This window comes from Streptococcus oralis SK304, from assembly GCF_000287715.1.
GTDB classification, from domain to species: Bacteria; Bacillota; Bacilli; order Lactobacillales; family Streptococcaceae; genus Streptococcus; species Streptococcus oralis_Y.
Genome location: NZ_ALJN01000024.1, coordinates 1 through 13,538 on the forward strand (window position 1 = coordinate 1; position 13,538 = coordinate 13,538).

Here is a 13,538-nt window from a genome sequence, read left to right on the forward strand (position 1 = left end):
TGCATTTTTTTATTTAACGCGGGAAGTAGCTCAGCTTGGTAGAGTACTTGGTTTGGGACCAAGGTGTCGCAGGTTCGAATCCTGTCTTCCCGATCGATTACGAGGATACTTAAGGGTATCTTTTTTATATGTGTTAAGGAGATTCTGAGAATCTTCTTTTTTGTGGCTCTTTGTCAACTGTAGTGGGTTGAAGTCAGCTAAGATCTAGAAAGGACGAATTTCGTCCTTTCTTTTTTGATGTTCGGAGTTATGAAAATCATTTCTTGAAGCTGTATTCATCCCAAGACATGTGGGTTGGAAGAAAAGATGAATCTGTCTTGAATTTGAATTCTTTCAATTTACGAATGACTGTCGAAGTAGAGACAGATAGACTTTCTGCAATAGCTGTCATAAGGACTTTCTCGATTAATTTTTGAGTGATTTTCTGGTTGACGATGGTCGCGATTTGGTGATTTTTCTTGACGAGAGAGGTTTCGGCGACCGCTATTTTCGAACACTGATAACACTTAAAACGTCGCTTTCTAAGGAGAATTCTAGTAGGCATACCAGTTGTTTCAAGGTAAGGAATTTTGGAAGTTTTTTGGAAGTCATATTTCTTCATTTGATTTTCGCAATCAGGACAAGATGGGGCGTCGTAGTCCAGTTTAGCGATGATTTCCTTGTGTGTATCTCTATTAACAACATCCATAATTTGGATATTAGAGTCTTTGATATCGAGTAGTCTTGTGATAAAATGTAATGGTTCCATATGATTCTTTCTAATGATGATTTGGTCGCTTTTCATTATAGATCATATGGGACTTTTTTCTACAACAAAATAGGCTCCATAATATCTATAGGGGATTTACCCACTACAAATATTATAGAGCCGAATTTAGGAAAACTAGCAGGGTTTAAGGAATGGTAGTGACTATATATTTTCTTTAATTATGGTAAAATAGTAAGAGAATAATGTGAGGAAATTGGATGTCAAGTAAGTTTGAAATTTTAATGAATCAAATAGGAGTCTCTGATCAATTGAGACAGGATCCTGCTCTTGTTAATGCAAGTATTGAGCGTGTTGTGGTTCATAAGATTAGTAAGATTTGGGAATTTCATTTTGTATTTTCTAATATTTTACCGATTGAAATCTTTCTAGAATTAAAGAAAGGGCTTCGTGAAGAATTTTCTAAGACAGGGAATCAAGCTGTTTTCGAAATCAAAGCTCTCTCTCAAGAATTTTCAAATGAACTCTTGCAGGCCTACTATAAGGAGGCTTTTTCTGAAGGTCCATGTGCTAGCCAAGGGTTTAAGTCTCTTTATCAGAATTTACAAGTTCGTGCAGAGGGAAATCGACTCTTTATTGAAGGTTCAGAGGTGATTGATAAGGAACACTTTAAGAAAAATCATCTTCCTAATTTAACAAAGCAACTTGAAAAGTTTGGTTTTCCAGCTTTTGTCTGCCAAATCGAAAAGAATGATGCCCTTACGCAGGAGCAGGAGGAAGCCTTCCATACGGAGAATGAACAAATCGTTCAGGCTGCTAATGAAGAAGCTTTGCGTGCTATGGAACAACTGGAACAGATGACTCCTCCTCCAGTAGAAGAGAAGCCGGCCTTTGATTTCCAGGCTAAAAAGGCTGCGGCAAAACCAAAATTGGATAAGGCTGAAGTTACTCAGATGATTGATGTGACGACTGAGGAAAATCGTTTGGTCTTTGAAGGGGTCGTTTTTGATGTGGAGCATAAGGTGACCAGAACTGGTCGCGTTTTGATTAACTTTAAAATGACGGACTACACTTCAAGTTTTTCAATGCAAAAATGGGTTAAGAATGAAGAAGAGGCTCAGAAGTTTGACATCATTAAGAAAAATTCCTGGCTTCGTGTTCGTGGGAATGTAGAGATGAATAACTTTACACGAGATTTGACAATGAACGTGCAGGATGTGCAGGAAGTTGTTCACTATGAGCGGAAGGATTTGATGCCAGAAGGTGAGCGTCGGGTTGAGTTTCATGCTCATACTAATATGTCGACCATGGATGCTCTGCCAGAAGTAGAGGAAATCATTGCGACAGCTGCAAAGTGGGGACACAAGGCGGTTGCCATCACGGACCATGGAAACGTTCAGTCCTTCCCACACGGCTACAAGGCAGCTAAGAAAGCTGGAATTCAGCTGATCTATGGAATGGAAGCCAATATCGTTGAAGACCGTGTTCCTATCGTTTACAACGAAGCGGAGATGGACTTGTCAGAAGCAACCTACGTGGTTTTTGACGTGGAAACGACGGGACTTTCAGCCATCTATAATGACTTAATTCAGGTTGCGGCTTCTAAGATGTACAAGGGAAATGTTATTGCTGAATTTGATGAATTTATCAATCCTGGATATCCCTTGTCAGCCTTTACTACCGAGTTGACTGGTATTACAGATGACCATGTCAAAAATGCCAAACCACTGGAACAAGTTTTGCAAGAATTCCAAGAATTTTGCAAGGATACGGTTCTAGTTGCCCACAATGCAACCTTTGACGTTGGCTTTATGAATGCTAACTATGAGCGTCATGGTCTGCCTAAGATTAGCCAGCCAGTTATTGATACGCTCGAGTTTGCTAGAAACCTCTATCCTGAGTATAAACGTCATGGTTTGGGACCTTTGACCAAGCGTTTTGGTGTAGCACTGGACCACCACCACATGGCCAACTACGATGCGGAAGCTACTGGTCGTTTGCTCTTTATCTTTATCAAGGATGTAGCAGAAAAACATGGTGTGACTGATCTGGCTAGACTGAATATTGATTTGATTAGTCCAGACTCTTATAAAAAAGCTCGGATCAAGCATGCGACCATCTATGTCAAGAATCAAGTAGGTCTAAAAAATATCTTTAAGTTGGTTTCGTTGTCCAATACCAAGTACTTTGAAGGGGTACCACGGATTCCGAGAACGGTTCTAGATGCTCATCGGGAGGGCTTGATTTTAGGAACAGCTTGCTCAGAAGGTGAAGTTTTTGATGCAGTCGTTTCCCAAGGTGTGGATGCGGCGGTTGAGGTGGCCAAGTATTATGACTTTATCGAGGTTATGCCACCAGCTATCTACGCTCCCTTGATTGCTAAAGAGCAGGTTAAGGATATGGAGGAACTCCAAACTATTATCAAGAGTCTGATAGAGGTCGGGGACCGTCTTGGCAAGCCCGTTTTGGCTACGGGAAATGTCCATTATATCGAACCGGAAGAAGAGATTTACCGTGAAATTATCGTCCGTAGTTTGGGACAGGGGGCTATGATTAACCGAACCATTGGTCACGGTGAACATGCCCAACCGGCTCCTCTGCCAAAGGCTCATTTTCGAACAACCAATGAGATGTTGGATGAATTTGCCTTTTTGGGCGAGGAACTGGCTCGTAAACTGGTTATTGAAAACACCAATGCCTTGGCAGAAACCTTTGAGCCTGTTGAGGTGGTTAAGAGTGACCTGTACACGCCTTTCATTGACAAGGCGGAAGAAACGGTTGCTGAGCTGACCTACAAGAAAGCTTTTGAGATTTATGGAAATCCGTTGCCAGATATCGTTGATTTGCGGATTGAAAAAGAATTAACCTCTATTCTGGGTAATGGATTTGCCGTGATTTATCTGGCTTCCCAGATGCTGGTACAACGTTCTAATGAAAGGGGCTACTTGGTTGGTTCTCGTGGGTCTGTTGGCTCCAGTTTTGTTGCGACTATGATTGGGATTACGGAGGTTAATCCTCTCTCTCCTCACTATGTCTGTGGTCAGTGTCAGTACAGCGAGTTTATCACGGATGGTTCTTATGGTTCAGGATTTGATATGCCCAATAAGGATTGTCCAAAGTGTGGCCATAAACTCAGCAAAAATGGGCAGGATATTCCGTTTGAAACCTTCCTTGGTTTTGATGGAGATAAGGTTCCCGATATTGACTTGAACTTCTCAGGAGAAGACCAGCCTAGCGCCCACTTGGATGTGCGTGATATTTTTGGTGAGGAGTATGCTTTCCGTGCAGGAACGGTTGGTACGGTGGCTGCCAAGACTGCCTATGGCTTTGTAAAGGGCTACGAGCGGGATTATGGCAAGTTCTATCGTGATGCAGAGGTGGAACGCCTCGCTCAAGGTGCAGCTGGTGTCAAGCGGACTACAGGACAACACCCGGGGGGAATTGTTGTTATTCCTAACTACATGGATGTCTACGATTTTACGCCTGTTCAGTATCCAGCAGATGACGTGACGGCTGAATGGCAGACGACTCACTTTAACTTCCACGATATCGATGAGAATGTCCTCAAACTTGATGTACTGGGGCATGATGATCCGACCATGATTCGGAAATTGCAGGACTTGTCTGGTATTGACCCTAATGAAATTCCCATGGATGATGAAAGCGTTATGGCTCTCTTTTCTGGAACGGAAGTTTTAGGGGTGACGCCTGAGCAAATTGGAACTCCGACGGGTATGCTGGGAATTCCAGAGTTTGGCACCAACTTTGTACGTGGGATGGTAGATGAGACGCATCCTACAACCTTTGCGGAGTTGCTTCAGCTGTCTGGTCTGTCCCACGGTACCGATGTGTGGTTGGGAAATGCCCAGGATCTGATCAAGAAAGGAATTGCGGACCTATCAACTGTTATCGGTTGTCGGGACGATATCATGGTTTACCTCATGCATGCAGGTCTCGAACCTAAGATGGCCTTTACTATCATGGAACGGGTGCGTAAAGGCATGTGGCTAAAGATTTCCGAAGAGGAGCGAAATGGCTATATCGAGGCTATGAAGGCCAATAAGGTGCCAGAGTGGTATATAGAGTCCTGTGGGAAAATCAAATATATGTTCCCTAAAGCTCACGCGGCAGCCTACGTTATGATGGCCTTGCGTGTGGCCTACTTCAAGGTTCACCATCCCATTTATTACTACTGTGCTTATTTCTCAATCCGTGCCAAGGCTTTTGATATCAAGACTATGGGAGCGGGTTTGGATGCCATCAAACGCAGAATGGCAGAAATCGCTGAAAAACGGAAGAACAATGAAGCCTCTAATGTGGAGATTGACCTCTATACAACTCTTGAAATTGTCAATGAAATGTGGGAACGTGGTTTCAAGTTTGGCAAACTCGATCTCTACCGTAGTCAGGCGACAGAGTTCCTCATCGATGGGGATACCCTCATTCCGCCATTTGTAGCAATGGATGGTCTGGGGGAGAACGTTGCTAAGCAGTTGGTGCGAGCGCGTGAAGAGGGTGAGTTCCTCTCTAAGACAGAACTACGCAAACGCGGTGGGCTCTCATCAACCTTGGTTGAGAAGATGGATGAAATGGGGATTCTCGGCAATATGCCAGAGGACAACCAGTTGAGTTTGTTTGATGATTTGTTTTAAGAATTAGAACGGAGAACATCTTTATGAAACTTAGAATCTTTGCGGAAGACAAACCAGCTGAAAAGGTTTTTGACTATCAGCTAGAGCTGGCAGATGAAACAATTATCCTATCGACAGTGCTTCTGTCGGGTGCCATTGCTTTAGCAGGATTGTTTTCTGCTTTAAAAGAAAAATAGAAAAGGAAGAATAGAATGGTTTTACCAAATTTTAAAGAAAATCTAGAAAAATATGCGAAATTATTGGTTGCGAACGGAATTAACGTGCAACCTGGTCACACCTTGGCTCTTTCTATTGATGTGGAGCAACGCGAGTTGGCTCATCTGATCGTGAAGGAAGCCTATGCCTTGGGTGCGCATGAGGTCATCGTTCAGTGGACAGATGATGTAATCAATCGCGAGAAATTCCTCCACGCGCCGATGGAGCGTCTAGACAATGTGCCAGAATACAAGATTGCTGAGATGAACTATCTCTTGGAAAACAAGGCTAGCCGTCTTGGTGTCCGTTCGTCTGATCCAGGTGCCTTGAACGGAGTGGACGCTGACAAGCTTTCAGCTTCTGCTAAAGCTATGGGACTTGCCATGAAGCCAATGCGTATCGCAACTCAATCCAACAAGGTTAGCTGGACAGTGGCGGCCGCTGCTGGACTTGAGTGGGCTAAGAAAGTCTTTCCAAATGCTACGAGCGATGAAGAAGCAGTTGATCTCCTTTGGGACCAAATCTTCAAAACTTGCCGTGTCTACGAAGCCAATCCTGTTAAGGCTTGGGAAGAACATGCAGCCATCCTTAAGAGCAAGGCGGAAATGCTCAATAAAGAGCAATTCTCAGCCCTTCACTACACAGCGCCAGGGACAGATTTGACACTTGGTTTGCCTAAGAACCACGTTTGGGAATCAGCTGGTGCTATCAATGCACAGGGAGAAGGGTTCTTACCAAATATGCCAACAGAAGAAGTCTTTACGGCGCCTGACTTCCGTCGTGCAGATGGTTGTGTAACCTCTACAAAACCGCTTAGCTACAATGGAAATATCATCGAAGGGATTAAAGTGACCTTTGAAAATGGTCAAATCGTGGATATCACTGCTGAGAAGGGTGATCAGGTCATGAAAGACCTTGTCTTTGAAAATGCGGGTGCGCGTGCCTTGGGTGAATGTGCCTTGGTACCAGATCCAAGTCCAATTTCTCAGTCAGGCATTACCTTCTTTAACACCCTTTTTGATGAGAATGCTTCAAACCACTTGGCTATCGGCGCAGCCTATGCGACTAGCGTCGTCGGTGGAGCAGAGATGAGCGAAGAAGAGCTTGAAGCTGCAGGGCTTAACCGTTCAGATGTTCACGTGGACTTTATGATTGGTTCTAGTCAAATGGATATCGATGGTATCCGTGAGGATGGAACACGCGTACCCCTCTTCCGTAATGGAGACTGGGCAAATTAAGGAGAAGCTATGATTGGAAGCATGTTTGTCGGCCTTTTAATCGGACTATTAGCTGGAGCTATCACCAATCGTGGAGAACGTATGGGATGCTTTGGGAAGATGTTCCTCGGTTGGATTGGTGCCTTTCTAGGACAATTACTCTTTGGTTCTTGGGGGCCAAGCCTAAACGGTACAGCCATTATTCCAGCAGTTCTCGGTGCCATGATTGTCTTAGCTATCTTCTGGGACAGAGGAAGTTAGCTTTCCGACTCTGAAAAGGAAAGGAGGTTGGTCACTTGGGCTAGCCTCCTTTTGAGTATGATATAATAGTTTTATGAGATTAGATAAATTTTTAGTTGCCTGCGCTGTGGGAAGTCGGACAGAGGTCAAAAACTTGCTCAAGGCTGGACGCGTGACGGTCAATGGCAAGAAAGAAAAATCAGCTAAACTGCAGATCAATGAAGAAAGAGATGAGATTCGCTTTGACGGTCAAGTGCTGGAGTACGAGGAGTTTGTTTACTACATGATGAACAAGCCCCAAGGAGTCATTTCGGCGACTGAAGATCCCAAGCATAGAACTGTTTTAGACTTGTTAGATGACTATGCTCGCGCCAAGGAAGTCTTTCCAGTGGGGCGCTTGGATATTGATACCCATGGTCTTTTGCTTTTGACTAATGATGGTCAACTGGCTCATGCCCTTCTTTCACCCAAACGTCATGTGGATAAGACCTATTTGGCTCAAGTCGAGGGCATCATGAGCCAAGAAGATGTGGATACATTTGCCAAGGGCATTTCTCTCAAAGACTTTACCTGCCAGCCTGCTAGACTGGAGCTTGTTTCTACAGATACAGAAAAGAATCAAAGTTTGGTTCGTGTAACCATTGCAGAAGGGAAGTTCCATCAGGTCAAGCGTATGGTATCCTACTGTGGCAAGGAAGTAGTGGACCTACAACGTTTGACGATGGGAACTTTAGCTTTGGACGAGAATTTAGAACGAGGAGAATGGCGTCGTCTGACCAAGGAGGAGTTAGAGGTTCTCCTTGCGAGTATTGTTTAATTTGATTTATTTTAGAAAAGGCGAGGAGAATGTCCTTGCCTTTTTATGTTTTCAGTTGCTTCCTTTGTGAAAAGAGTTATAATAGACAGTAGAATAAAAGGAGGAATCTATGAACGCGATTCAAGAATCATTTACTGATAAACTATTTGCTAACTATGAAGCAAATATCAAATACCAAGCGATTGAAAATGCTGCAAGCCACAACGGAATTTTTGCAGCTCTAGAACGTCGTCAAAGCCATGTAGACAATACACCTGTTTTCTCGCTTGATTTGACTAAGGACAAGGTGACCAACCAGAAAGCATCTGGTCGTTGCTGGATGTTTGCAGCCCTTAACACCTTCCGTCACAAACTCATCTCTCAATACAAACTTGAAAACTTTGAATTGTCACAAGCCCACACCTTCTTCTGGGACAAGTATGAGAAATCAAACTGGTTTTTGGAACAAGTCATTGTGACTGCAGACCAAGAATTGACTAGCCGCAAGGTTAGCTTCCTACTCCAAACACCTCAACAAGACGGTGGTCAGTGGGATATGGTCGTTGCCCTCTTTGAGAAATATGGTGTCGTTCCTAAGTCTGTTTATCCTGAGTCTGTTTCATCTAGCAGCAGCCGTGAGCTAAATGCTATTCTCAACAAATTGCTTCGCCAAGATGCTCAAATCTTGCGTGACTTGCTCGCTTCTGGTGCAGACCAAGCGACTGTTCAAGCTAAGAAAGAAGACCTCTTGCAAGAAATCTTTAACTTCCTTGCTATGTCACTAGGACTTCCACCACGTAAATTTGACTTTGCTTATCGCGATAAGGATGACAATTATCAAAGTGAAAAAGGAATCACACCACAAGAATTTTACAAGAATATGTTGACCTTCCTCTAGAAGACTACGTTTCTGTTATCAATGCTCCAACTGCTGACAAGCCTTACGGCAAATCTTATACAGTTGAGATGTTGGGGAATGTCGTTGGTAGCCGTGCAGTTCGCTACATCAATGTTCCAATGAAGCGCTTGAAAGAATTGGCGATTGCCCAAATGCAAACAGGTGAGACTGTTTGGTTTGGTTCAGATGTCGGTCAGCTCAGCAATCGTAAAGCTGGAATCCTTGCGACAGATGTTTATGACTTTGAGTCAAGCATGGACATTCAACTCACTCAAGATAAAGCTGGACGTTTGGAATATAGTGAAAGCTTGATGACCCACGCCATGGTCTTGACAGGTGTGGACTTGGACGAAAATGGTAAGTCAACCAAGTGGAAGGTTGAAAACTCATGGGGAGACAAGGTCGGTACAGATGGTTACTTTGTTGCCTCAGACGCTTGGATGGATGAATACACTTACCAAATTGTTGTCCGTAAGGAATTGCTGACAGCAGAAGAACAAGCCGCATATGAAGCAGAACCAATCGTACTCGCACCATGGGATCCAATGGGAGCCTTGGCAGAATAAAGCATAAAGAAAAAAGGTTAGGGGAATCCTAGCCTCTTTTGTTTTTAAGTGCTTCTTAAAGTAGTGATAGATAATGCTTGCCAAGGGAATTCTTCTTATTTTGAGTCTTTAAGTGACAGAGGAAAAGATATGTGTTACTATAGTAGTACAAAAGGATATCGGAGTAGAAATGAAGTATTTAAGCAGTCAAGACATCAAGGATCGTCAACGAAATATCAGTGACATTAAACCCTATAAAACAACCAAGGAAATCATTTTTTCAAATATCTTTACCTTTTTTAATGCTATGAACTTGGCTCTGGCAGTTCTGGTAGCCACAACCTTGCGATTTGAGAATATGCTCTTTTTAGGTGTGATTGCTATCAATACAGCCATCGGTATCTTCCAAGAAGTGCGCTCAAAGAATGCCTTAGAAAAGCTTAGTTTACTTGGTAAAAGTAAGTACAGAGTCAACCGAGATGGTCAAACAATCGAGATTGATCCAGAGGACATCGTTTTGGGGGAGTATCTGCATCTCAATCTGGGTGATCAGGTGCCTGTAGATGCAGAAGTGCTTGAAGGGAATATTGAAGTTGATGAGTCCTTGCTGACGGGTGAAAGTGATTCGGTCTTTAAAACAGTTGGTGACCAGCTGATGAGCGGAAGCAATGTCGTTAGCGGATCCTGCCTGGTCACTGCGATGGAGGTCGGTCCTGATAGTTATATCAACAAACTGGCAAAATCCAGCAAGGAATTCAAAAAATACACTTCTCAACTGCGCGATTACATGGATAAGATTTTAAAAATCGTCTCTATCTTGCTGGTGCCAGTTGCCATTCTGCTCTATGTCAGAGGTTTTAGTCTAGGGCGGACTTATGCTGAGATTGTTTTGGGAAGCTCTGGTGCCTTGGTTGGTATGATTCCAGAGGGCTTGATTCTCTTAGTCAGCGTATCCCTAGCCGTAGCTGCCATGAAGCTGGCCAAAAAGAAGGTTCTGGTGCAGGAGCTATATTGTGTAGAGACCTTGGCGCGAGTAGATGTTCTTTGTTTTGATAAGACAGGTACCATCACGACTGGTAATATGAAAGTCCAAGAAATGGATGCGAAGCTGGTAGAGAAACTGTCTTCTTATCTAGCCTATTTCGAGGATGAAAATGCGACTTCGCGAGCTCTGAAGACTTACTTAACGTGTGAGAAAAAGTGGGAAGTTCAAGAAGTTGGTGCCTTTTCAAGCAAAAACAAGTATTCCTTTGTCCAAGTTAAAAATGGAGGGACTTACTTTTTCGGAGCCTATGAATTTCTAGGATTTAGTCAACCAATGGATGCCTACTATGAAAATCTAAAACAGCAAGGTTTTCGAATCTTATCGCTTGCTTATAGCAAGGACCAGATCACAAGCCCAGCCAATATGAAATTACTAGGCCACGTCGTTCTGTCAGATGAGATCAAGGAAAATACCAAGGAAACCTTTGACTATTTCGAGTCACAAGGTGTTGAAGTGAAGATTATCAGTGGGGATAATCATGTGGCTGTATATGGGGTCGCTCGTAAGGCAGGATTTAAAGAATCAGCCCGTGCGATTGATATGACCAAGGTGAGTGATGAGGACTTTGAAAGAGTGGTCTTGGAACACGATATCTTTGGTCGGGTGACACCTGAACAGAAAGAAAAGATGGTGACTATTTTGCAAAAGGCTGGTAAAACAGTTGCCATGAGCGGTGACGGAGTCAATGATGTTCTGGCTCTCAAGAAAGCAGATATCAGTTTTGCGATGAATAGTGCTACCAGCGCAGCCAAAAGCGTCTCCAATATTGTTTTTCTCACAGATGACTTTGCAGTATTTTATGATATCTTGATGGAAGGACGCCGGGTCATCAATAACATCCAAAAGGTAGCATCTCTCTTTCTAACAAAGACCTTCTTCTCCATCGTGTTTGCCATTTTGAGTGTGATATTTGGTTTGGAATTTGCCTTTATCCCTATTCAGTTTACAATCATTTCAGCCATTACGATTGGGATTCCATCCTTCTTCCTAACTTTTGAGTCCAATAAAGAAAAGGTTAGCACACATTTTATGCGAGATATTTTGACCAATGCTGCGATTGGTGGTGGCATTCTGGTTGCTAGTGTTCTCCTGACGAACTTCTTTATCACTGTCCCAGGTCAGGTCAAATTTATTTGCTTCCTCCTTGCTTTGATCAATGGTCTGTGTCTAGTTGCCAAGGTCAGCATTCCCTTTAATCGATATAAACTAGTCTTGCTCACGTTTTTGAGCCTTGCAGCCCTTGTTGGATTGCTTGCCAATACCTTTATCCTGCGAGGAGCTTTTGTGCCTCTAGAAACCACTCAAGTACTCTATGTAGCCATCCTAGCAGTGGTGATTGGGAGCCTGCATTATCTGACTAGAAGAAAAAGTTGATACACAAAAAGAATCAGGATTTGATCCTGATTCTTTTTTATCTATATTCTCGATGGCTTGGATTACATGATACCGAGGAAACGAGCTGCAATACCTACTGCAAAGAGAGCAAGGATGATTGCGATTGGTGATACTTTTTTCTTAAGCAACCACATGCAGAGGAAAGTAAGGAGAAGTCCCATCAATCCTGGAATCAATGAGTTCAACTGACCTTGAAGTGTTTGTGGTTGAACGCTATCCAAGCTCAAACCACTAAGAGCCTGACCAAGAATTCCCTTCAATTCTCCACCTGTTACAGGCCCTTCTGGGAAGTTGATGTAAGCACCTTCAGCCAATTGTTTACCTGGAAGGTTCACAGTAAAGTTGATAGATACCCAACGTTGTACAAGAACAGCAAGGATGAACATACCAAGGATAGATGCTCCTTTAGTGATATCTTTCAAGATACCACCAGACATGTCTTTAGTGATTTCAGATCCAGCTTTGTAACCGAACTCTTGTGTATACCATAGGAAGGCCATACGGATAGCATTCCATCCAAAGAAGAAGAGAAGAGGACCAACAATATTACCAGATGCAGCAAGTGATGCACCAAGAGCTCCAAGGATAGGACGAACTGTAAACCAGAATACTGGGTCACCGATACCAGCAAGAGGTCCCATCATACCGATTTTAACCCCTTGGATAGCCGCGTCGTCGATTTCAACACCGTTAGCACGCTCTTCTTCAAGTGCAAGAGTAACCCCCATGATTGGAGCAGCTACGTATGGGTGAGTGTTGAAGAACTCAAGGTGACGCTCAAGAGCAGCCGCTTGGTCTTCTTTTTTAGTGTACAATTTTTTGATAGCTGGGATTAGTGAGTAAGCCCAACCCAAGTTTTGCATACGCTCGTAGTTCCAAGAACCTTGAAGGAATTGTGAACGCCACCAAACTTTTTGACGATCTGATTTTGATAATTGAATTTTTTCAGCCATGATTGTTCCCCTTTCTAGTAGTCTTCTAGGATATCACCGATTGGGTCGTTAGAAGTCGCAGCTCCGCCGCCACCGTTTCCACCTTGTTTTGAAAGGTTAAGGTAGATGAAGGCAAGAGCAACACCGATGACACCAAGGGCAATCAAAGTCAATTGAGAGATTGCTGCAAGAGCAAAACCGATAGCGAAGAATGGCCATACTTCACGAGTTGCCATCATGTTGATAACCATAGCGTAACCAACGGCAACGACCATAGCACCACCGACAGCCATACCACCATTCAACCATTCTGGCATTAGGCCAAGAGCGTCTTGAACAGCAGAAGCAGGGATAGCGATAAGGAAGGCTGCAGGGATAGCGATACGAAGACCTTGAAGAACAAGGGCGAAGTAGTGAGCGCGTTCAACAGCCGCAATGTTTCCTTCTTTTGCAGCTGCGTCAGCTGAGTGAACCAAGGCAACTGAGATTGTACGAACAATCATTGTCAAGAAAAGTCCAGCTACGGCAAGAGGGATAGCTGTGGCTGTTGCGACGGCGATACCTTCAGTAGTAAAGTTACCACCTTTGATCAAGATGATCGCTGCGGCAACAGATGCAAGAGCAGCGTCAGGAGCTACGGCAGCTCCGATGTTAGCCCAACCAAGGGCGATCATTTGAAGAGATCCACCAAGCATAACACCTGCTTCGAGGTTACCTGTTACAAGTCCGATAAGGGTACATGCGACGATTGGTTGATGGAATTGGAATTGGTCGAGGATACCTTCAAGACCTGCAAGGAAGGCAACAACTACAACCAAGATAGCAGAAATGATTGAAATATCTGACATGGTTTTATTCCTTTTCTATTTAGTTTTAATAAAGTATTTAATCCTGTTTTCAAAAATGATAAAACAGAT

At 43.5% G+C, this 13,538-nt stretch carries 8 protein-coding genes, 1 tRNA gene and 2 pseudogenes; 8 read left to right on the plus strand and 3 right to left on the minus strand.

The genetic code is table 11. The features are described from left to right. Positions 1-19: 19 nt before the first annotated feature. Positions 20-93 (plus strand) — tRNA-Pro (locus HMPREF1125_RS11995). A gap of 166 nt (positions 94-259) precedes the next feature. Here HMPREF1125_RS11995 and HMPREF1125_RS12000 read toward each other — a convergent pair. Further along, positions 260-748 (minus strand): annotated as a pseudogene (locus tag HMPREF1125_RS12000) (ISL3 family transposase); the annotation flags it as partial. 218 nt (positions 749-966) lie between these two features. Here HMPREF1125_RS12000 and HMPREF1125_RS12005 point away from each other — a divergent pair. The 7 genes and pseudogenes from HMPREF1125_RS12005 to HMPREF1125_RS12040 all read left to right on the plus strand — a co-directional run bounded on the left by HMPREF1125_RS12005 (position 967) and on the right by HMPREF1125_RS12040 (position 11,668). Next, positions 967-5,358, plus strand: a complete 4,392-nt coding sequence (locus HMPREF1125_RS12005) for a PolC-type DNA polymerase III (protein WP_000095431.1) — start codon at positions 967-969, stop codon at positions 5,356-5,358. A gap of 23 nt (positions 5,359-5,381) precedes the next feature. Next, positions 5,382-5,534 carry a hypothetical protein gene (locus HMPREF1125_RS12010; protein ID WP_000776620.1) on the plus strand — a complete coding sequence of 51 codons (153 nt, stop codon included), beginning with the start codon at positions 5,382-5,384 and terminating at the stop codon, positions 5,532-5,534. A 15-nt stretch (positions 5,535-5,549) separates the two neighbouring features. After that, positions 5,550-6,791 carry an aminopeptidase gene (locus HMPREF1125_RS12015; protein ID WP_000243949.1) on the plus strand — a complete coding sequence of 414 codons (1,242 nt, stop codon included), beginning with the start codon at positions 5,550-5,552 and terminating at the stop codon, positions 6,789-6,791. Positions 6,792-6,800: 9 nt separating this feature from the next. Beyond that, positions 6,801-7,031, plus strand: coding sequence for a GlsB/YeaQ/YmgE family stress response membrane protein (locus tag HMPREF1125_RS12020; RefSeq protein WP_000580440.1), 231 nt, complete (start codon positions 6,801-6,803; stop codon positions 7,029-7,031). Between the two features lie 73 nt (positions 7,032-7,104). Beyond that, positions 7,105-7,827 (plus strand): pseudouridine synthase, encoded by a 723-nt coding sequence (locus HMPREF1125_RS12025; RefSeq protein WP_002883442.1) that lies wholly within the window; start codon positions 7,105-7,107, stop codon positions 7,825-7,827. Positions 7,828-7,936: 109 nt separating this feature from the next. After that, positions 7,937-9,270 (plus strand): annotated as a pseudogene (pepC, locus tag HMPREF1125_RS12035) (aminopeptidase C). A 169-nt stretch (positions 9,271-9,439) separates the two neighbouring features. Further along, the gene (locus HMPREF1125_RS12040; protein ID WP_000876382.1) at positions 9,440-11,668 is read left to right on the plus strand and encodes an HAD-IC family P-type ATPase; all 2,229 of its coding nucleotides are present in this window, start codon (positions 9,440-9,442) and stop codon (positions 11,666-11,668) included. Between the two features lie 62 nt (positions 11,669-11,730). On the opposite strand, the gene HMPREF1125_RS12045 is transcribed toward HMPREF1125_RS12040, so the two are convergent. Together HMPREF1125_RS12045 and HMPREF1125_RS12050 are read right to left on the minus strand one after the other, a co-directional pair. Next, positions 11,731-12,642: a PTS system mannose/fructose/sorbose family transporter subunit IID gene (locus HMPREF1125_RS12045; protein WP_000818320.1), complete on the minus strand. Its 912-nt coding sequence runs from the start codon at positions 12,640-12,642 to the stop codon at positions 11,731-11,733. 14 nt (positions 12,643-12,656) lie between these two features. Further along, complete coding sequence (locus tag HMPREF1125_RS12050; RefSeq protein ID WP_001280325.1) at positions 12,657-13,469, minus strand: PTS mannose/fructose/sorbose transporter subunit IIC; 813 nt, start codon at positions 13,467-13,469, stop codon at positions 12,657-12,659. Positions 13,470-13,538: the final 69 nt, after the last annotated feature.

What these genes read in the sequence shown, in the direction of transcription:
- HMPREF1125_RS12005 (WP_000095431.1), top strand. Translation starts at nt 967, where the DNA reads ATGTCAAGTAAGTTTGAAATTTTAATGAATCAAATAGGAGTCTCTGAT.
- HMPREF1125_RS12010 (WP_000776620.1), top strand. Translation starts at nt 5,382, where the DNA reads ATGAAACTTAGAATCTTTGCGGAAGACAAACCAGCTGAAAAGGTTTTT.
- HMPREF1125_RS12015 (WP_000243949.1), top strand. Translation starts at nt 5,550, where the DNA reads ATGGTTTTACCAAATTTTAAAGAAAATCTAGAAAAATATGCGAAATTA.
- HMPREF1125_RS12020 (WP_000580440.1), top strand. Translation starts at nt 6,801, where the DNA reads ATGATTGGAAGCATGTTTGTCGGCCTTTTAATCGGACTATTAGCTGGA.
- HMPREF1125_RS12025 (WP_002883442.1), top strand. Translation starts at nt 7,105, where the DNA reads ATGAGATTAGATAAATTTTTAGTTGCCTGCGCTGTGGGAAGTCGGACA.
- HMPREF1125_RS12040 (WP_000876382.1), top strand. Translation starts at nt 9,440, where the DNA reads ATGAAGTATTTAAGCAGTCAAGACATCAAGGATCGTCAACGAAATATC.
- HMPREF1125_RS12045 (WP_000818320.1), bottom strand. Translation starts at nt 12,642, where the DNA reads ATGGCTGAAAAAATTCAATTATCAAAATCAGATCGTCAAAAAGTTTGG.
- HMPREF1125_RS12050 (WP_001280325.1), bottom strand. Translation starts at nt 13,469, where the DNA reads ATGTCAGATATTTCAATCATTTCTGCTATCTTGGTTGTAGTTGTTGCC.